At 36.7% G+C, this 19,018-nt stretch carries 20 protein-coding genes; 5 read left to right on the top strand and 15 right to left on the bottom strand.

Going from position 1 to position 19,018, the window contains the following annotated elements:
- Positions 1–268: 268 nt before the first annotated feature.
- Entirely contained in the window at positions 269–631 is a 363-nt protein-coding gene (locus GZA11_RS14060) for a DUF4190 domain-containing protein (RefSeq protein ID WP_038541793.1), read from the bottom strand.
- Between the two features lie 370 nt (positions 632–1,001).
- Here GZA11_RS14060 and GZA11_RS14055 point away from each other — a divergent pair, with 370 nt between their 5' ends.
- Positions 1,002–1,607 (top strand): 5' nucleotidase, NT5C type, encoded by a 606-nt coding sequence (locus GZA11_RS14055; RefSeq protein ID WP_038536180.1) that lies wholly within the window; start codon positions 1,002–1,004, stop codon positions 1,605–1,607.
- 34 nt (positions 1,608–1,641) lie between these two features.
- Here the strand turns inward: GZA11_RS14055 and GZA11_RS14050 are convergent, their stop codons facing one another.
- From GZA11_RS14050 to GZA11_RS14040, 3 genes are read right to left on the bottom strand one after another with little or no spacing between them, the layout of a single operon-like run.
- Positions 1,642–2,055 (bottom strand): Fur family transcriptional regulator, encoded by a 414-nt coding sequence (locus GZA11_RS14050; RefSeq protein ID WP_038536183.1) that lies wholly within the window; start codon positions 2,053–2,055, stop codon positions 1,642–1,644.
- Between the two features lies 1 nt (position 2,056).
- Positions 2,057–2,911, bottom strand: coding sequence for a metal ABC transporter permease (locus tag GZA11_RS14045; protein ID WP_038536187.1), 855 nt, complete (start codon positions 2,909–2,911; stop codon positions 2,057–2,059).
- On the bottom strand, positions 2,908–3,681 hold the full coding sequence (locus tag GZA11_RS14040; RefSeq protein WP_038536189.1) for a metal ABC transporter ATP-binding protein: 774 nt from the start codon (positions 3,679–3,681) through the stop codon (positions 2,908–2,910). Before GZA11_RS14040 ends, GZA11_RS14045 begins: the two co-directional genes overlap by 4 nt.
- 160 nt (positions 3,682–3,841) lie before the next feature.
- On the opposite strand from GZA11_RS14040, the gene GZA11_RS14035 reads away from it, so the two are divergent.
- The gene (locus tag GZA11_RS14035) at positions 3,842–4,099 is read left to right on the top strand and encodes a DUF2624 domain-containing protein (protein ID WP_038536192.1); all 258 of its coding nucleotides are present in this window, start codon (positions 3,842–3,844) and stop codon (positions 4,097–4,099) included.
- Between the two features lie 43 nt (positions 4,100–4,142).
- On the opposite strand, the gene GZA11_RS14030 is transcribed toward GZA11_RS14035, so the two are convergent.
- Complete coding sequence (locus GZA11_RS14030) at positions 4,143–5,036, bottom strand: deoxyribonuclease IV (RefSeq protein WP_038536194.1); 894 nt, start codon at positions 5,034–5,036, stop codon at positions 4,143–4,145.
- A gap of 23 nt (positions 5,037–5,059) precedes the next feature.
- Complete coding sequence (locus GZA11_RS14025) at positions 5,060–6,376, bottom strand: DEAD/DEAH box helicase (protein ID WP_163184229.1); 1,317 nt, start codon at positions 6,374–6,376, stop codon at positions 5,060–5,062.
- 319 nt (positions 6,377–6,695) lie between these two features.
- On the opposite strand from GZA11_RS14025, the gene GZA11_RS14020 reads away from it, so the two are divergent.
- Together GZA11_RS14020 and GZA11_RS14015 are read left to right on the top strand one after the other, a co-directional pair.
- Positions 6,696–7,331, top strand: coding sequence for a YqfQ family protein (locus GZA11_RS14020; protein WP_231315176.1), 636 nt, complete (start codon positions 6,696–6,698; stop codon positions 7,329–7,331).
- A 134-nt stretch (positions 7,332–7,465) separates the two neighbouring features.
- The gene (locus GZA11_RS14015) at positions 7,466–8,407 is read left to right on the top strand and encodes a 4-hydroxy-3-methylbut-2-enyl diphosphate reductase (protein WP_038536197.1); all 942 of its coding nucleotides are present in this window, start codon (positions 7,466–7,468) and stop codon (positions 8,405–8,407) included.
- 181 nt (positions 8,408–8,588) lie between these two features.
- Here GZA11_RS14015 and GZA11_RS14010 read toward each other — a convergent pair whose 3' ends face one another.
- The 9 genes from GZA11_RS14010 to GZA11_RS13970 form a co-directional block, all read right to left on the bottom strand.
- Positions 8,589–9,704 (bottom strand): Nif3-like dinuclear metal center hexameric protein, encoded by a 1,116-nt coding sequence (locus GZA11_RS14010; RefSeq protein WP_163184228.1) that lies wholly within the window; start codon positions 9,702–9,704, stop codon positions 8,589–8,591.
- Positions 9,682–10,410 (bottom strand): tRNA (adenine(22)-N(1))-methyltransferase, encoded by a 729-nt coding sequence (locus tag GZA11_RS14005; protein ID WP_163184227.1) that lies wholly within the window; start codon positions 10,408–10,410, stop codon positions 9,682–9,684. The genes GZA11_RS14010 and GZA11_RS14005 overlap by 23 nt, the downstream gene beginning before the upstream one ends.
- 275 nt (positions 10,411–10,685) lie before the next feature.
- A complete protein-coding gene (gene cccA, locus GZA11_RS14000; RefSeq protein WP_038536206.1) occupies positions 10,686–11,051 on the bottom strand; it encodes a cytochrome c550 in 366 nt (121 codons plus the stop codon).
- Between the two features lie 200 nt (positions 11,052–11,251).
- Positions 11,252–12,394, bottom strand: a complete 1,143-nt coding sequence (locus GZA11_RS13995; protein ID WP_038536207.1) for an acyl-CoA dehydrogenase — start codon at positions 12,392–12,394, stop codon at positions 11,252–11,254.
- A gap of 494 nt (positions 12,395–12,888) precedes the next feature.
- Entirely contained in the window at positions 12,889–14,022 is a 1,134-nt protein-coding gene (gene rpoD, locus GZA11_RS13990) for an RNA polymerase sigma factor RpoD (protein ID WP_163184226.1), read from the bottom strand.
- A gap of 46 nt (positions 14,023–14,068) precedes the next feature.
- Complete coding sequence (dnaG, locus tag GZA11_RS13985) at positions 14,069–15,874, bottom strand: DNA primase (protein WP_163184225.1); 1,806 nt, start codon at positions 15,872–15,874, stop codon at positions 14,069–14,071.
- Between the two features lie 40 nt (positions 15,875–15,914).
- Complete coding sequence (locus GZA11_RS13980; RefSeq protein WP_268926774.1) at positions 15,915–16,361, bottom strand: YaiI/YqxD family protein; 447 nt, start codon at positions 16,359–16,361, stop codon at positions 15,915–15,917.
- A 378-nt stretch (positions 16,362–16,739) separates the two neighbouring features.
- Complete coding sequence (locus tag GZA11_RS13975) at positions 16,740–17,549, bottom strand: pyruvate, water dikinase regulatory protein (RefSeq protein WP_038536216.1); 810 nt, start codon at positions 17,547–17,549, stop codon at positions 16,740–16,742.
- A gap of 27 nt (positions 17,550–17,576) precedes the next feature.
- Positions 17,577–18,218 carry a helix-turn-helix transcriptional regulator gene (locus tag GZA11_RS13970; RefSeq protein WP_038536218.1) on the bottom strand — a complete coding sequence of 214 codons (642 nt, stop codon included), beginning with the start codon at positions 18,216–18,218 and terminating at the stop codon, positions 17,577–17,579.
- A gap of 154 nt (positions 18,219–18,372) precedes the next feature.
- On the opposite strand from GZA11_RS13970, the gene GZA11_RS13965 reads away from it, so the two are divergent.
- A complete protein-coding gene (locus tag GZA11_RS13965) occupies positions 18,373–18,933 on the top strand; it encodes a helix-turn-helix domain-containing protein (protein WP_163184224.1) in 561 nt (186 codons plus the stop codon).
- Positions 18,934–19,018: the final 85 nt, after the last annotated feature.

The raw sequence follows: 19,018 nt of genomic DNA, 5'->3' as shown, positions 1-19,018 counted from the left end.
TTACTCTGTATCACCTTCGGCAGAAAGGGCTTTGTTTTGTCATGCAAACTCACCCAGTGATACCTAGCCTCATATGAAGTTCGTGTTCCTCAGACCGGAAGTTTGCCGCTCGCTTCCTTCAGATTCCGCGTCACCACGGACACCCTTGCGTTAAGCTAACTGCTACTTCTGCCTTCGCAGCTCGGGACTTTCACCCTATAGATTACACCCATGCCGGGCGCACGTTAAAGAAACCCGGTACATGACCGGGTTTTTTTTTGCTCCTATGTTAAAAAAACGGAAGAATAAAGATACCTACAATAATCGATACGGCTCCTATTCCAATAGCCCAAGCACCAAGACCTTCAGCTCCTCTGCGTCTTGCAACAAAACCTAATATAACCCCTGCTACACCAAATAGGATTGGCATAACAAATAATGATAATATAGAAAGGGCTAAGGCGATTGTTCCTAAACCTGTTCCTCCCATCGCCCTCGTTTCACCATCAGTATCTACTCTTTCACGATCCCTAATAAATGGTACGGGAGCTGCAATTTCAGCAGCAGTTTCTTCTCTGTCATTTTCTCTAGAACGATTCGAAACAGATGCTTTCTTCTTCGTTTCTCGGTCCTCTTTGTCCAGAGAAACCACCTTTGGACGATTGGAATCGAATTCCGAAGCGGTTTCTTCCTTATAGTTGGAGGATTGGTTCGTTATAGGTGAAGCAATTTCAGAAGCTGTCTCCTCCCTAAATTCCGATGGAGAATTAGGGATATTTGATCCTATATTTGAACTTTGAAGTGCTTCTTTCCCTTTCGTTTCTTGTTCAACTACCATCCAAATCCCTCACTTTCAATGATAGGAGCATTTATTATTGTGAACTGTTCACGCACTTTTACTATTCTAATGTTTGACTTAAATAGTTAGTTATTTCATAACACGAAAAATTTTTCTTCTTTATCGAGGAAAATGTTTGGTAAAATAAAATAAGACAAAGAAGCATTTGAAGGTGAACAGAAGGATGAAAAAAAGATTTGGCATCGATATTGATGGGACTGTAACTTGTCCAACATCGTTATTACCCTTTATTAATAAAGCTTTTAACATAAACCTTGCCTACGAAGATATAATTGAATATGATCTAACCCCTTTCGTAAATGTTCCTAAGGAAGAATTTGCAAAATGGTTTGCTCAAAATGAACCTATCATTTACGAAGGTTCTCCTCCTGCCAAAGGAGTAAAATCAGTTTTGAATAAATGGGAAGAGCAGCAGCATGAATTATATTTCATCAGCGCCCGTGGACCGCATTTATTGGAAGTTACCAAAAAATGGTTCATAGACCAAGGACTAACTTTTCATCATATTGAATTAATTGGTTCCCATGATAAAGTGGAAGCAGTTAAAAAATATGGGATCGATCTATTTTTTGAGGATAAACATGATAATGCCGTTATCATTCATGAAGAATGCAATATTCCTGTTATTTTATTTAATACTCCTTATAACCAAGACCCCATTCCAAAAGGGGTTATCCGTGTAAATAATTGGAATGAAGCGCAATTTTGGGTAGATCAATGGCTTAGACAACAGAAACAAATGTATGAAACGAAACCATTAGTAATGTGATAAAACAAAAAACCAGCTCATAGAAGCTGGTTTTTTATTGAATACAATCTGGACAGCGACCATAAATTTCAAATTTATGACCTGAAATATCATATCCTTTTAAGTTTTCACTTAATCCATCCATCGGGCACGTATCAATTTCTTTTGATTTCCCGCAGTCTAAACATATAAAATGGTGGTGGTGATGGTGGCGTGAGCACGTAAAGCGAAAGTGCTTTTCACCGGATAATTCTGTCATCTCTAAAATTCCCATCTTAGCAAATAAGGATAGATTTCGATAAATGGTATCAAAGCTTAAACCAGGATACTGATCCTTTAATTGATCTAGTACATCCTTTGCCGTTAAATATTTGTCACAATTTGCGAATAATTGAAGCATGTCTTCTCTTTTTCCTGTGAGCTTAAAACCATTTTCCTTTAAGCATTGAAGGGCCTCATTTACATTCACATCACACACCCCCTGCCTTATATATATTAACATTTATTTTTTTATAAAAAATTACAATTAAAAGGATAAGAATTGAAAGGATGACGATCGTTCCTCCCGGGGCTAAATCTAAGTGATATGCTGTAAATAATCCTCCTAAAACAGATATCTCTCCAAATAAAATAGAGAAAAAAATGGTTTGTTTAAAGCCTTTTGCAATACGAATACTAGCTGCAACCGGCAGAGTCATAAGAGAAGACACCAAAAGGATGCCAACGACCCTCATCGAGGCTGCAATCACAAGTGCAACCATTATGATAAATACAAAATGAATACTTTTAGCAGCTATCCCCGAGGCTTTTGCATATTCTTCATCAAAAGACAATAAAAACAATTCCTTATATAATAAAAGGACCGCTGTAACTACTGCAATGCTAATAGCTAAAATGACCATTAAATCTGTTCGGCTTACAGCTGAGACGCTCCCAAATAAATAGCTAAACAAATCTGTATTGAATCCATTGGCTAGCGAAATAAAAATGACGCCAAGGCCAATTCCCCCGGAAAGAATAATTGGAATGGCTAATTCTTGATAATGGCTGTATACACTTCTTAACTTTTCTATAAAAAGCGAACCACCAACAGAAAAAACCATTCCTAAATAGAGTGGATTTATGCCTGTCATCGCTGTAAAATATTTTTCCATAAGGAGGCTAGCCGCTATACCAGCTAATGTCACATGACTTAAAGCATCTGCTATTAGTGATAATCTCCTTACCACAATGAAAACACCTAATAATGGGGCTAAAAAACCTATCATAATTCCTGTCAAAAAGGCATTTTGCAAAAATTCATACTGGAAAATACCCTGGATCATTGTCTAGCGCCTCCGTGTTCATGATGATGGGTAAGTAAATGTACATCATGACCATATACCTTGGACATCTCTTCCATTCTCATTTGCTCAAATTGATTCGTATCTCCATGAAAATGTAAATGTTTATTAAGACAAGCTACATGTGAAACTTTATCGGAGACAGTTCCAATGTCATGTGTCACCATTAACAATGTGATGCCTTTATTCTTATTTAAATGCGCCAACATTTGATAAAAATTATTTACATTTTCCACATCTACACCAACAGTCGGTTCATCTAGGATCAAAAGCTCTGGTTCACTTACAAGCGCACGTGCGATAAAAACTCTTTGCTGCTGTCCTCCAGATAGCTCCCCTATATTTCGATTAATAAAATCTCTCATTCCAACCGCCTCTAAGGCTGCAAGCACCTGAGCAGAATGTTCCTTTTTAAAAACCTTGAATATCCCCATTTTCTTGGTTAATCCACTAGCAACAACTTCAAACACAGTGGCTGGAAAGCCGGTATTAAACGAATTCGCTTTTTGGGATACATAGCCAATTTTCTGCCAATCTTTAAATTTACTTTGTTCCTGACCAAACAAATAGATTTTTCCTGTTTGCACTTTTAGCAAACCCAAAATTAATTTAAGTAAAGTGGACTTCCCAGAGCCATTGGGGCCAACGATCGCTAAAAATGCTCCCTTTGGAATAGATAAACTGATGTTTTCAAGAACATAATCCTTTTCATATTGGTAATATACATTTTTTATTTCAATAATGGATTCCATTTAATCTTTCACCTTTTAATTTTAAGAATCATTACGATTTAACTTTAGTAGTATACAATAGCTGTATAAGAATGTAAAGGAAGTAATTTTTTAATTACGTTAGGCATATTTGTCACCAACCAGCCTCATCTTCATACATTAGCAAGGAGGAGTGGTTCGAGTGAGAATTTTTGAAAGTATCATTAATCATAAGATAAACAATATCACTGCTGAGGAATTGTTAAAATACGCAGAACAGTTTCATATTTCAGTGACCCCACAGCAGGCGAAAAAAATAGCTGCCTATTTAAAAGGAAAAAATATCAATATTTTTAATGACAGGGAACGTACCCAATTAATTAAAGAAATTGCGAAAACTGCTGGACCGGAAACAGCACGAGAAGTAAATAAACTATTCTTAGAATTAATAAAAAAATAACCGTATAAAAGCTGTGCAAATTCTGCACAGCTTTTTACGGCTCTTATGATTTCATAATCTTATCAAGTAATTCTTCATCAAACTGCTGGCTCCGAAGCATAGCAATTTCATGTTTATAAGGAGCCTTTTTATTTTTTTTATCATCACCGACAAACGGGGTTTCTAATATTTTCGGAATGTCTGTTAATTGTGGATGATGGACAATATAATTTAAAGCTTTAAATCCAATATGACCAAAGCCAATATTTTCATGACGGTCTTTTCGTGTCCCCACTGCGTTTTTACTATCATTTATATGGAGTACCTTTAACCGATCAATACCAATAATTTTATCGAATTCATTTAATACACCATCAAAGTCTTCAACAATATTGTAACCAGCATCATGGGTATGGCATGTGTCAAAACATATTGAAAGTTTATCATTATATTTAACACCATCAATAATCTTCGCTAGTTCTTCAAAAGACTTGCCACATTCTGAACCTTTTCCCGCCATCGTTTCTAGAGCAATTTGTACTTGTTCTTGACCGGTTAACACTTCATTTAATCCTTCAATAATCTTCTTTATCCCTGCCTCTTCTCCAGCACCAACATGAGCTCCCGGATGAAGGACAATTTGTTTTGCCCCTATTGCTTCAGTACGTTCAATTTCTGAACGAAGGAAGCGAACGCCTAACTCAAAGGTATCGGGATTTGAAGTATTACCAATATTGATAATATATGGAGCATGTACAACAATTTCTGAGATTCCATGCTCCACCATATGTTTTCTTCCTGCTTCAATATTAAGATCTTCTATTTTTTTTCTTCTTGTATTTTGGGGAGCACCTGTATAAATCATAAATGTGTTTGCCCCGTATGAAACAGCTTCTTTACTCGCAGCCAAGAGCATTTCTTTACCGCTCATAGATACGTGTGAACCAATTTTCAGCATCATATTCTCTCCCATCTACATTATTATTTCTTCTTTTTTAATCTTCGCTGCCGTTTTTTCATTTTCTCTATTTCATACTGCATTTTCTTTTTATAACCCGGTTTTACTTTTTTCGGTTTTTTTATCACAGCTCTTACCAACTGATCTGTCTCATCCTCTGGCTTTACGCGAGTTTTACGGCGATTTCGATGATCAATCTCAATAAACTCTCCATTCTTCAAATCAACATTATTAAACCGAATTCCCATTTTTTCCAAGCGGTTCAATGCATCCTCATCTGATAAATCATAAATGGTTAATGCAACCCCAGCATTACCTGCCCTTGCCGTTCTGCCAACTCTGTGAATATAAAAATCCAAATCGGAAGGTAACTCATAGTTAATGACATGGCTAATCCCTTCTATGTCAATTCCCCTAGAAGCAAGGTCGGTTGCTACGATATATTGGTACTCCAAAACTCGGATTTGCTTCATCATTTTTTTTCTTTCTCTTGGAGTTAAATCGCCATGGACACGCCCTACTTTTAAGCCCTTTTCATATAAGAACTGGGCCACTTCTTCTGCCATTTTTTTCGTATTCACAAATACAATGGCCAAATAAGGGTTGTAGGCAAGAAGAGCATCATAGACAAGTTCCTTTTTATCGCGATGTCTTGATGGCAGCAGATAATGCTCCAAATTCGCTTGGGACTTTCTTTTCGGATCAATATGAATTGTTTTTGGATTTTCCATATATTTTTTTAAAAATGGTTTAAGTTTTTCTGGTATCGTTGCTGAAAATACGAACATTTGTAGGTTTTCCGGCATTTTTGCAGCAACCCTGTCCACATCTTCGATAAATCCCATATCAAGCATCATATCTGCTTCATCAACAACCAAAATATTAGAGGTATGTACAAACAAAGCCCGTTCATTCACTAAATCATTAATTCGACCAGGAGTCCCAACAACAATATGCGGTTGTACCTTTAATTTCTCTATCGTCCTCTGCTTGTCCGTTCCCCCTACAAACAATCTGGTCATAATGGATTGTTCCGGTTGGCAATGATCTGTAACCCTTAAGATTTGGTCATAAATTTGAGAGGCTAGTTCCCTTGTTGGGGCTGTAATAACAGCCTGAACTTCTTTTTTATCCGGATTTATTTTTTCTAATATAGGCAGAACATAAGCAAATGTTTTACCAGTTCCCGTCTGGGATTGACCAATCGCACTTTCTCCTTTCATGATCAATGGAATCATACGTTCTTGAACTTCTGTTGGTTCATAAAAACCTAAACTATTTAACGCCTCCATAATGAATGGCTGAAAATGAAACCGTTCAAATTTATTCATGACTTTCATTTCAATTCTCCTTAAAAAATTCTTATTAATGATAGGATTATTTCATTTATACAGATATCTACTTTTTATTCCATCAAGTTATTATAGTAAAGTTCTTAATAAATCTCCAGTTATTATCATCTTCTACAATATATCCGCTTTTGAAACACAGAAAATTATCTAGTCATATGTCGATTACCTAAACCAAATTAGGTATATTGCATATTTTAAACCAAGAGGTTATCAATGAAACTTTGGACTTCTCGGGCGACTTCCTTACTTAAACATAAGTGGAAATCACATTTCTGCCCGTAGGCAATATTCGGAGAGGAGGATACGTATGCAGCAAAGATCCATGTTTCCCATGCATAGAGGGATGGGGCCAGGTGCATTTACAGGAAGAAGCCCTATGATGCGGTTTGGCGCCAATACGTTTGCTAATGGAAGATCAATGATGGGGCCAGGATTTATTGGCGTAAGAAGACCGATGATGGGTCCACGGGCTACCCCCTTTGGCGGCATGTTGGGAAGACAGCAAATGGGTGGTGGCGGATTGTTAGCCAGTCTTTTTGGCAGGAAAAACTCCATGGGTAGCGGATTTATGGGAATGCCTGGTGCAGGTGGCGCACAAAGAACTGGTGGCCTACTTCAATCATTGACATCACCAGGTGGACTTAATAATTTCTTAAATAATACACAACAAGTATTAAAAACAGCTCAAACCCTTGGACCAATGATACAGCAATATGGTCCACTTGTAAAAAATCTCCCGGCATTATGGAAACTCTATCGAGGATTAAAAAATGCCGATACAAATGAAACTACTAATACTGAAAAAACGGAACCAATAAAGGATGAATCCACTTCTTTTGAGTTATCAGATAAAAAGAAAAAAAAGAAAAGTGCCTCTAACTCAAACACACGTCCCCAATACACAGTTCCAAAAGGAACTTCAGTCCCAAAATTATATGTTTGATCCAGAATGCCGTAATAAACGGCATTTTTTTATGGAATTAACTTTGGAAAATGGACTCTTTGTATAATTCCTATTCATTATATATAATAAACATATAATCTAGTAAACAGCCATTCCTAGGAGGATTTTTTTATATGAAAGTTATCAAGATTTCACCGCGTGGCTATTGTTATGGTGTCGTTGATGCCATGGTCATTGCTAGAAATGCGGCTTTAGATAAATCATTACCTCGTCCCATTTATATTTTGGGAATGATCGTGCATAACAAACATGTAACTGACGCATTTGCCGAAGAAGGGATTATCACATTAGATGGAAAGAACCGCTTAGATATTTTAAAAAAAGTAGACAAAGGTACTGTCATTTTTACTGCCCACGGAATTTCACCTGAAGTAAGAGAGCTGGCAAAAAAGAAGGGGCTTGTTACAATTGATGCAACTTGTCCTGATGTAACAAGAACACATGAACTTATTCATGAGAAAGCAAAGGAAGGGTTTCATACCATTTATATCGGTAAAAAAGGACATCCGGAACCTGAAGGTGCACTTGGTGTTGCCCCTGGAATGGTCCATCTTGTAGAAACACCAGAAGATGTAGAAGCCTTGGAACTAAACTATGATAAACTGATTGTCACAAACCAAACTACCATGAGCCAATGGGATGTTGCTGAGACAATGAAAAAGGTACAAGAAAAATACCCCCATGTTGAGGTCCATAATGAAATTTGCCATGCAACACAAATTCGACAAGAAGCCGTTGCAACACAGGCAAAGGAAGCAGATGTGACAATTGTTGTAGGTGATCCGAAGAGTAATAATTCAAATCGGCTTGCTCAAGTTTCTGAGGAAATAGCAGGAACAAAGGCTTACCGAATTGCTGATATTACTGAATTAGAAATTGATTGGATAAAAGATGCAAAAACAGTTGCTGTCACTGCTGGTGCTTCCACACCAACACCAATAACAAAGGAAGTCATCACCTTCCTTGAGCAATTCGATCCGAATAATAAAGCTACTTGGGAGCGTAGAAAAAAGGTCCCATTAAATAAAATTTTACCAAAGGTAAAAACGAATTAAGTAAAGGCAAGCACCCTATCGGCAAGACACCTTCGCTAACCGCCCTACGATAAGTTAACATCGATTTGCCTTCGGATACCATGTTTCCTATATCCTTGTTGGAAGACACTACAACAAAGGTATAAGGCCGAAAATAAAAAATTATTTCTTATATCAAAAAACCGGTCAGTTGACCGGTTTTTTACTTAAATTGAAATGGATCAGTATTAATTTCTGAAGGGAAAATCTCTACTTCGTAACCGGCTTCGTCACAAAGTTTAAGTAGTATGTTTGTTAATCCCTTTTTCATGATTTTTTCAACATTATGTCCTGGGTCTATCATATTTAATCCTTCCATCATTGCATCATGAGCAGTGTGATAATAAATATCCCCCGTTATATATACATCCGCACCTTTAAATTTCGCATGCTGCCAATATTTATTACCGTCTCCACCTAATACTGCTACTTTAGTTACTTTCGTATTCAAATCGCCTACTACCCGAACATGGTTTACATCAAGAGCTGTTTTTACCTTTTCAGCAAATTCACCAAGAGTCATTTCATCAATTTTTCCAACTCTACCAAGCCCCAATACCTCCCCTTTGTTTTCGAGAGGGTAAACATCATAAGCAACTTCTTCATAAGGGTGTGCTTTAATCATTGCCGAAATGACTTTCTTTAGAAGCTTATCTGGGACAATTGTTTCAATTCGAACTTCATCCACTGCTTCTATTTTTCCAGCACTTCCAATATAAGGATTTGTATTTTCACCTGGCATAAATCGACCTGTCCCACTAGTAGAAAATGAACAATGACTGTAATTCCCAATATAACCAGCACCAACATCCCCAAGAACACGGCGGAGCTCGTCTGCATGAGTCTCAGGAACAAATACCACTAACTTCTTGAGTCCTGTCTCAAATGTTGGAACCAATACTTCCACTTCTTTTAAGCCTAAGGCATCTGCCAGCAAGTCATTGACCCCACCTTTTGCTACATCAAGATTCGTATGAGCAGCATAAACGGCAATATCATGCTTAATCAATTTCTCAATCATTCTTCCCTGTACTGTATCGGTAATAATGTTTTTTAATGGACGAAAAATAGGTGGGTGGTGAGCAATGATCAGCTGGACGTCTTTTTCTATTGCCTCATCAATCACATTTTCCAGAACATCTAGTGCAATCATGACACGTTTAACTTTCTGGTTTAAACGACCGATTTGTAGACCAATTTTATCGCCCTCCATCGCTAAGCTTTTCGGCGAAAACTTTTCAAAAAGTTGAATGATTTCATGACCGTTCGGTTTCTTCAAGGTGCAATCCCTCCTTAACCAGTTTGATTTTATATTCCAGTTCCCGTCTTTTTGGAATGGTTTCGGGTTTTTGTGCCGCTTGTTCAAGCTGTTTATTAATGCGCTGCCAATTTTTCAGTTCAAGCAACCATTTTTTCTTAAAAACCTCGTCTTGCTTTTTAAGAAGAAAAGGACCCATTAATAATTGTATATCAATTGTATTATCGTAAGGTCTTTTTGGATCTCCTTTTTCAGCAACCAAAATTTCATAAATTTTTCCGTCTTCCTCAATAATTTCTTCATTAATAAGTTCCCATCCATTTTCCAATAACCATTTCCGAATGGAAATCGCACTAATATTTGGCTGAAGAATTAAGCGATTAACAGTGCTTAGTTTTTCCTTTCCATCTTCTAAAATGTTTGCTATCAAAGTACCACCCATACCGGCAATCGTTATACAATCCACTTCCCCCGGATGTATAACTTCCAGACCGTCACCCATTCGAACTTCAATCATTTCTGTTAATCCTTCGGCCTTTACATTTCGTACTGCTGACTGGTATGGACCTTCTACCACTTCTCCAGCAATAGCAGATTCAATCTTTTGATGTTTTGCTAAATAACAAGGTAAGTAAGCATGATCCGAGCCGATATCTGCAATTCTTGCCCCATTTGGAACATATTTAGCTACAGTTTTCAGGCGGACTGATAATTTATTTGAATTCAAGTAACACACCACTCTCTAATAAACATTATGTATTCCTAACAAGTATTAATAAATGCACAAGCACCTATCAAGGGAGTATAGCCTGAAGTCTCCAACTAAGTTTAAGGAATTTCGAAGAGCCCGAGGCGATTTGATGTTGATGGATTAAAGGGAGGAGATTAAAGGCGCCTCACCGGTAGGGCGCTTGTACTAGACCATAATTAAAATGGAAAAATCTTTTCTTATCTTATAAAAAAGGTCCCTTACATATGCAAAGGACCTAATTTAACAATTTATTATTTAAGCTTCATTAACCAATCAGCCATGGCTGCAGCCTGGTCTTGCTGAACTAGGCCTGAAGGCATTGTGCCTTTACCTTTTGTGACAATTTCCATAATTTCTTCTTTAGAGTATTTGTCACCCACACCCTTTAATGGAGGACCAACTGCTCCTTGGTATTGATCACCATGACATCCAACACAAGATTGCTTATAAATATCTTCTGGCTTGGATGCAGCCACTTCTGTTTTCTCTTTTCCTCCACCCTCTTGTTCTTTGGCTAGCTCTTCCGAATCACCAAGGCCTTTGAATGACAACAAAAACATGAGTCCAATTCCAAAAACCATGATCAAGATGTAAGGAATAACCGGATTACGTTTCATGATACAACCTCCCTTATGTATAACCCTCTGTTATAAAAATAATCCAATACAAACAACTATTATTTTACTTTAAAATGTACAGAAGGAAAAGCCCTAAACTTATTTTGTCACTATAATCTTTATAAAATGACATAATAATTCTAAGATAAATTAAAGGAAGCCGAATTTCCTATTCAGCCTCCTTATATTTTCCATTATTATTATTTACAGCCAATTAATCTTGAAATCACCATTCTTTGAACCTCAGAAGTACCTTCACCAATTTCAAGGAGTTTTGCATCCCGCATCATTCTTTCAACATGGTACTCCTTCATATAGCCATAACCTCCATGAATTTGTACCGCTTGGTTAGTAACCTCCATACAAATTTCCGATGCATATAATTTACACATCGCAGCCTCCTTAGTGAATGGCCTTCCTTGATCCTTTAACCATGCAGCCTTATAGACCATATTTCTAGCTAACTCAATTTTCATCGCCATATCGGCAAGCTTAAATTGGATCGCTTGGAAGGAAGAAATAGACTTGCCAAATTGCTTTCTTTCTTTTGCATAGGCGAGTGCTTTCTCAAATGCTCCTTGAGCGATCCCTACAGCCATAGCTCCAATCCCTATACGTCCTCCGTCTAAAGTAATTAAAAATTGTTTAAAACCTTCCCCTCGCTTACCTAAAAGATTTTCCACTGGGACTCTTACATCTTCTAACACAAGTTCGGTAGTATTAGAAGAATTTAATCCCATTTTTTCATAATTGTCGATAATCGTAAACCCAAGTGCATCTGTAGGAACAATAATAGCACTAATTTCCTTCTTTCCACCTTTTTCATTCGTTACAGCTGTAAGTGCTAAATGTTTGGCATAGCTGGCATTGGTAATAAAGCATTTATTTCCATTGATAATAAATTCCCCATTTTCTTCTTTAGCGGTCGTCATAGTTCCGCCAGCATCTGAACCAGCATTTGGTTCAGTTAACCCAAAGGCCCCGAATGTTTCGCCTGTACATATTGGAGTTAAATATTTTTGTTTTTGCTCTTCTGTCCCAAATAAATATATGGGAGCTCCCCCTAAAGATATATGGGCAGAATATGTGATTCCTGTTGAACCGCAAACCCTACTAAGCTCCTCCACAACTATGGCAAAACTAACGGTATCAGCTCCACCGCCTCCATATTCCTCCGGGAATGGAAGCCCCATCATGCCTAATCCGGCTAATTTCTGGAAAATTTCAAGAGGAAATTGTTTTGTACGATCTCTTTCTATGGCACTTGGAGCAACCACTTCCTCAGCAAACTGACGAATCGTCTTCTTTATCATTTCTTGTTCAGTAGTTAAATCAAAATTCATTTCCATCTCCCCTTAACCTACATTTGTATACGCTTTCTTTTTCTATTATAAGAGGAAATGTTTGTTATTCTCAAGATTTAAAAATTTCTAAAAATAAAATATTATCCGTATATAACATTATAATAAGACTTAGCAGTGTTTGAATTTTAAAGGTTTACTTTGTTGCCAAGATCAATATTATTTTCTTTTTGCTTTACAAGCAAAATAAATTTTGAAAAATTTTAGAAGATAGCCTTAAGTCCATTTGCAAAATGAGAGACAATTCAGTAAAATGATTAGCAAGGAAGTGCTTACATTTTGTTTTTATAATCTTAAGGCCAAAGTATCCATGTTAGGGGCATATGAACAGTCAAAGGTGAGTCAATTTTGACTGAATGTAGGGTGAAAATTTGAAGACGTCTTGGCGCTTGTACTAGAAGATTCTCAAAGCCGTAAAGTACTTTTTGTACATAAAAAAAGTTTACTCCCCGAAAGGAGTAAACCGTTTGACTGAATTATTCTAAGAAATCCTTTAAACGCTTGCTGCGGCTAGGATGTCTTAACTTTCTTAGCGCCTTTGCTTCGATTTGACGGATACGCTCACGGGTAACACCAAAAACCTTGCCTACCTCTTCTAGAGTACGGGTCCGTCCATCATCTAAGCCAAAACGTAAACGAAGAACATTTTCTTCTCTGTCAGTCAGAGTATCGAGAACATCTTCTAGCTGCTCTTTTAATAATTCGTAAGCAGCATGTTCTGATGGTGAAGTGGCATCTTGGTCTTCAATAAAATCTCCTAAATGAGAATCATCTTCTTCACCAATTGGAGTTTCAAGTGAAACAGGTTCTTGAGCAATTTTTAAAATTTCCCTAACCTTGTCAGGAGTCAAATCCATATCTTCTGCGATTTCTTCTGGTGTTGGTTCGCGGCCGAGATCTTGAAGTAATTGACGCTGTACACGAATCAATTTATTAATGGTTTCAACCATATGAACCGGAATTCGAATCGTTCTTGCTTGGTCGGCAATCGCACGTGTAATAGCTTGGCGAATCCACCAAGTGGCATAAGTACTAAATTTAAAACCTTTTCGGTAATCAAATTTTTCTACTGCTTTAATTAGCCCCATATTACCTTCCTGAATGAGATCAAGAAACAGCATCCCACGGCCTACATAACGTTTAGCAATACTTACAACAAGACGTAAGTTTGCTTCAGCAAGTCGACGTTTTGCTTCTTCATCGCCTTGTTCAATGCGGTGAGCTAATTCGATCTCTTCTTCTGCAGATAATAAGTCTACTCGGCCAATTTCCTTCAAATACATTCGAACCGGATCATTGATCTTCACGCCAGGAGGAACGCTTAGATCATTTAAATCAAACTCATCGTCGTCCTCTTTTGATAATTCTTTAAGGCTTGGATCTTCCTCATCATCGTTTTCGCCAACTAATTCAATTCCTTGATCTCCTAGGAATTCGTAAAATTCATCCATTTGGTCAGATTCTAAATCAAAATTAGACATTTTTTCGGCAATATCATCATAGGCAAGGACGCCGACTTTTTTACCCATTTCGGTTAACTGATCTTTTACTTGTTCAAGGGTTAATTCATTCTCAACCTCATTTGAACGGGCTGATTTTTCAGCAGCCATATGGGGGTCTCCTCCTTCCAAAAATCAAAGACACAATTTATAAAGACTATAAAGAATTACGCAATTGTTTAATTTCCTCTAAAATGGAAATAGCTTTTTTAAAATCCGTTCTTTCGGCTTCTTTCAGTTCCAACTCTTTTTCCTTTATTTTTAACATTTTTTTATGATTCAACACCTGTTTGATATAATCATGTAGCTCTTGCTCATTTAACTCATCATTTATAGGCATCATTTCAATAGTCGCGACCATTTTCCTAAGATTATCATCCTGTAAATAGGATAAAAATGCACTCACATTAGGTTCTAAATGATCCTCATAATATCCTAACAGATAAGTTATTATTGCCTGATGTTCATCAATATTAAACGTGTTACCTTGCAATAATTCTTGAATTTTATAGGCTGTATCACGATTTTTTAACATGTGGGCAATTAATCGCCTTTCAGCTGTGTAGTAGGCGGGTTTTAATTCACTGGCTTGGTTTTGAATATACAGAGGCTTTCTATTTTTTGTAGCGTTACTCTTTTCTTTCCTTTTTTTGGTAAAGTATATTTGTTTTTCCTGCTGTTTTAATGAATCAAGTGACAGTGAAAACTCTGTTGCCAACTGGCGTAAATAATGATCCTTTTCTACTACTTTGGTTAACTTACTAATTTCTTTAATAATTTGTTCGATATAGGAAAGTCTATCTCCTTCATTTTGAAGATTTTTTCCTCTTCGAAAGTAAAGAAATTTAAAACCCATCCAAGTGTAACTTGCATCAATTACATCTTTTCTAAATTTCTCTGGACCAAAAGTCTTAATATATTCGTCTGGATCAAACCCATCTGGCATAATCGCTACTTTTACTTGAAAGCCTGCATCGTCTAGAAGGTTTCCTGCACGAAACGCAGCCTCAATTCCAGCATTATCGGAATCATAGCAAATGGTTATGGAATGAACGTTTTGGCGCAATATGGCAATATGTTCATCTGTTAAAGAGGTTCCCATAGTCGCTATGCCATTTTCTACACCAGCACGATCGGCCGCAATACAATCAGCAAATCCTTCAAATAAAACAGCATGTTGTAATTTTTTTATATTAGGTTTGGCAAGATGAAAATTATATAAAATTTTACTTTTATTAAAGATTGCTGTTTCGGGACTATTTAAATACTTTGGCTCATCAGCCCCTAATGATCTCCCAGAAAAAGCAATCGTTTGGCCATGACGGTCAAATATGGGAAACATAATTCGATCCCTAAACCGGTCAAAATACGTTCCATCTTTTTCTCGCTTTATGATGAGTCCGGCCTTTTCCATCCACTCTGGTGAGAAATCCCTCTTGGCCAGAAATTTAACAACAAAGTCCCATGAATTTAAAGAGTAGCCAATTTGAAATTTATCAATGGATTCTTTGGTAAAACCTCTTTCCAAAAGATATTCCAATGCATGCTGGCCTTCTTTTGTATTTACCAATAAATGATGGTAAAATTTCCTTAGTAGTTCATGAGCATCTTTAGCTGCTTGGATTTCCTTAGATGCCTTTTTCTCTCCAAGATTAGAGGTGACATTCATTTCAAGTTCAATATTCGCTCGTTCAGCTAGTTTAACAACAGCTTCTTGAAATGAAATTCCTTCTATATCCATGATAAACGAAAAGACATTACCACCAGCTCCACAGCCAAAGCAGTGAAAAATTTGTTTATCAGATGATACTGAAAATGATGGGGTGTTCTCTCCATGGAAAGGACATAATCCGAAGTAATTTCTCCCCTGCTTTTTCAGCCCGACATAATCGCTTACGACTTCGACAATATCGAGTGCCTGACGTATTTGGTCAATTTTCTCTTCGGGAATACGGTCTGCCATGAAAACAACTCCAATAAAAATACAGGTATTCTCCAAGGACCTACAATATCTCTGTAAAATTTGACAAAATTCTTGTTAATTCTGTCTTGAATCTTTGTCGATCCTTTTCTTGGAAAGGTTTAGGGCCTTTACCGAATACTCCTCTTCTTCTTGCCTTCGCATGTAAGAATCGAATATCCAAGGCAGTTTGAATCTCCTCTTCTCGAAACATAAAACCTTTAGGAGATAACACTTGAACACCCATAGGAAGCAGCGTAGAGGCAAGACCAATATCTTGCGTAACTACAATATCTCCTTGACCTGCATGATTCATTATAAACAAGTCGACAGCTTCTTTCCCTGCATCAACATATTTCCAGCGAGCATATGTATACTCTTCTTTCAAGTAATGATCGTACGAAGCTACTAAGATAACAGCCGCTGAAAACAAAGAAGCAATTTCGACAATCTCCGATTTCACCGGACATGAATCTGCATCGACAAAAATTGTCGGAAAGGCTTTTTCATTTTTATTAATTCTACATCACTCCACATATTCCTTCTTTAACCTATAATTTTGTTAAGAAAACTCGCTAGGAATAGGCAGAATCATACAATTTTAGCAAGTTACCTTAATAAAGTCAGATAGCAAGAAAATATATTTATATTTAGGTAAAAAAGGAATTATGTCGAATTTTTTTGCAGGTTAACCTTGACATCTCACAATAAATAGTTTATTCGTTCAACTGCAAGTCTAAACCTAAAAAGAGATATTTTTATCACAATTTTTTATTATAGTATAAATATTATCATTTTGCCATAATTTTTTCTGATTATTTTTTTCCTTTCATTCGAAAGAAAAAGCACATAACCGAACGATTATGTGCTAAGACCTGCTCTTTTGAAAATAATTAATAATCACATTTGCTGTTTCTTCTACGGCTTTGTTTGTGACATCAATAACCGGACAACCTATTTTATTTACGACTTTTTCAAAAAAATCTAATTCTTCTTTTATACGATTAATATTTGCATAACTTGCCTGGTCATTTAAGCCTAATGATATGAGGCGTTCACGTCTTATATGATTTAATTTTTCTGGACTAATTTTCAATCCGAAGCATTTTTCCTTTGGTACCTTAAACAGTTCCTCAGGTGGATCTACTTCAGGAACAAGCGGGACATTGGCAACCTTTAATCGCTTATGTGCAAGATACTGGGATAATGGTGTTTTAGAGGTTCTCGAAACCCCGATTAATACAATATCTGCTTTTAATATTCCCCGAGGATCACGCCCATCATCATATTTCACGGCAAATTCAATCGCCTCAACTTTTTTGAAATAATCCTCATCCAATTTTCGAACAAGACCTGGTTCACATAATGGAGTTTTTCCAGTAAATTCTTGAATCTTATCCATAATTGGACCGATCAAATCGACAGCAGGTATCCCTTCTTCTTCCGCTCGTTCCTTCATGAATGTACGCATTTCAGGTTTAACAAGAGTATACGCAATCATCCCATTGTCCAAGGAAACGAGTGATATAACCTCTTCAATATGTTCTTTATCTTCCACATACGGGAATCTTTTTAAAGTCATACCTGATCCATTAAATTGACTAATTGCTGCTTTCGTTACCAGTTCAGCTGTTTCTCCTACTGAATCTGATACGACATATATTATGGGCGAATTCATCCTCCCAGATCATCTCCCTTATTTTATCTATTTTAACCCCTCTTCCCCTAGGGCAACAAAGGCTTTAGTAATGTTCGTTTTGGTGACCCTGCCAATAACCTCATAGCCTTTTTCAGATTTTCTGACTACCGGCAAAGCATCTATTTGTTTTTCAATCAACTTTTTAGCAATCTCTATTAAAAGATCATCCCGTTCACACATCGTAATATTCGGCATTCTTGTCATAATAATATGAACAGGAATTGTAGTCAGTTCTTGTTTACCAATACTAGCACGCAACAAATCTTTTCTCGATAAAACACCAACTAATAATGAATTTTGGTCTACTACAAATAATGTTCCCACGTCCTCAAGGAACATCGTACAAATAGCATCATAGACAGATACATTCTCATTTACTACTACAGGAATCGATTGATAATCTTTCACATATATTTTCTGGAGATTTTCCGTTAATAGCTGTGTACCGGATTTACCAGTATAAAAGTAACCTACACGCGGTCTTGCATCTAAATAACCTGCCATGGTCAATATTGCCAAATCCGGTCTAAGGGTAGCTCTTGTTAGATTCAATTGGTCAGCAATTTGCTCCCCAGTAATTGGACCATTTTCCTTAACTATCTCTAATATTTGTTCCTGGCGTTTAGTTAATTCGATCGTTCTCACCACCTACAGCTATAATTTTCTGGTTATACATTAATAGAAATATTATATACTAATTGCCCTTCTATTCAAATAAATTGTGATCAATCAAATAAAAGGTGCGGTTTTGGTACTGCACCCCAAAAGTTAGAGTTAAAATTTAACTTTTGGGGTGTTTTTTATGGCTAAATATAGTGAAGAATTTAAGCTGATGGTTGTACTAGAATATCTTAATGGTCCATTAGGTTGTGGATTACTTGCAAAGAAATATAAGCCACTAGCAGAATCACAGTTAAGACGATGGGTACGAGCTTATCAAGAATTTGGTAGAATTGGTTTGGCAGCCAAGAAAAATAAGCAGTTTTTTTCTGTTCAATTCAAGCTAGATGTATTAAACTTTATGAAACGAAAAGGTGCTTCTTATCAAGAAACTGCGATTCACTTTAAGATGAATAATCCAAATTTAATCGCTAGTTGGTATAGTAAATTTTCAAAAGAAGGATTGGAAGGCCTGAAACGAGCGAAAGGAAGGCCATCTATGTCTAAAAAAACGAAAGCTACAACGAAAAAACAAGAAAAATCTATTTCACGTGAGCAACTATTAGAACGTGAAAATGAACTGCTTCGTTTAGAGATTGCCTATTTAAAAAAGTTAAATGCTTTTCAGGAGAACCCGAATGCCTTCCTCGAAAAGCACAAGCAGCGATTGCATTCGAACTCAAAGAAGAAGGATTCCGATTAAAAGATGTGTTGAACCAAGTAGGTATTCCAGAGGCAACCTATCATTATCATGTCAAACAGATGCATCAAGTAGATCCAGATAAAGA

Source organism: Neobacillus sedimentimangrovi, assembly GCF_010614825.1.
Lineage (GTDB): Bacteria > Bacillota > Bacilli > Bacillales > Cytobacillaceae > Neobacillus > Neobacillus thermocopriae.
This window is presented reverse-complemented; position numbering and strand designations above follow the sequence as displayed.

Excerpts from the sequence above, each read along its gene's own strand:
- GZA11_RS14030 (WP_038536194.1), bottom strand. The coding sequence starts at position 5,036 with ATGCTGAAAATTGGTTCACACGTATCTATGAGCGGTAAAGAAATGCTC.
- rpoD (WP_163184226.1), bottom strand. The coding sequence starts at position 14,022 with ATGGCTGCTGAAAAATCAGCCCGTTCAAATGAGGTTGAGAATGAATTA.
- GZA11_RS14040 (WP_038536189.1), bottom strand. The coding sequence starts at position 3,681 with ATGGAATCCATTATTGAAATAAAAAATGTATATTACCAATATGAAAAG.
- GZA11_RS14045 (WP_038536187.1), bottom strand. The coding sequence starts at position 2,911 with ATGATCCAGGGTATTTTCCAGTATGAATTTTTGCAAAATGCCTTTTTG.
- GZA11_RS13975 (WP_038536216.1), bottom strand. The coding sequence starts at position 17,549 with ATGAATTCGCCCATAATATATGTCGTATCAGATTCAGTAGGAGAAACA.
- GZA11_RS14025 (WP_163184229.1), bottom strand. The coding sequence starts at position 6,376 with ATGAAAGTCATGAATAAATTTGAACGGTTTCATTTTCAGCCATTCATT.
- GZA11_RS13995 (WP_038536207.1), bottom strand. The coding sequence starts at position 12,394 with ATGAATTTTGATTTAACTACTGAACAAGAAATGATAAAGAAGACGATT.
- dnaG (WP_163184225.1), bottom strand. The coding sequence starts at position 15,874 with ATGGCAGACCGTATTCCCGAAGAGAAAATTGACCAAATACGTCAGGCA.
- GZA11_RS13965 (WP_163184224.1), top strand. The coding sequence starts at position 18,373 with ATGGCTAAATATAGTGAAGAATTTAAGCTGATGGTTGTACTAGAATAT.
- GZA11_RS14055 (WP_038536180.1), top strand. The coding sequence starts at position 1,002 with ATGAAAAAAAGATTTGGCATCGATATTGATGGGACTGTAACTTGTCCA.
- GZA11_RS14015 (WP_038536197.1), top strand. The coding sequence starts at position 7,466 with ATGAAAGTTATCAAGATTTCACCGCGTGGCTATTGTTATGGTGTCGTT.
- GZA11_RS14020 (WP_231315176.1), top strand. The coding sequence starts at position 6,696 with ATGCAGCAAAGATCCATGTTTCCCATGCATAGAGGGATGGGGCCAGGT.
- cccA (WP_038536206.1), bottom strand. The coding sequence starts at position 11,051 with ATGAAACGTAATCCGGTTATTCCTTACATCTTGATCATGGTTTTTGGA.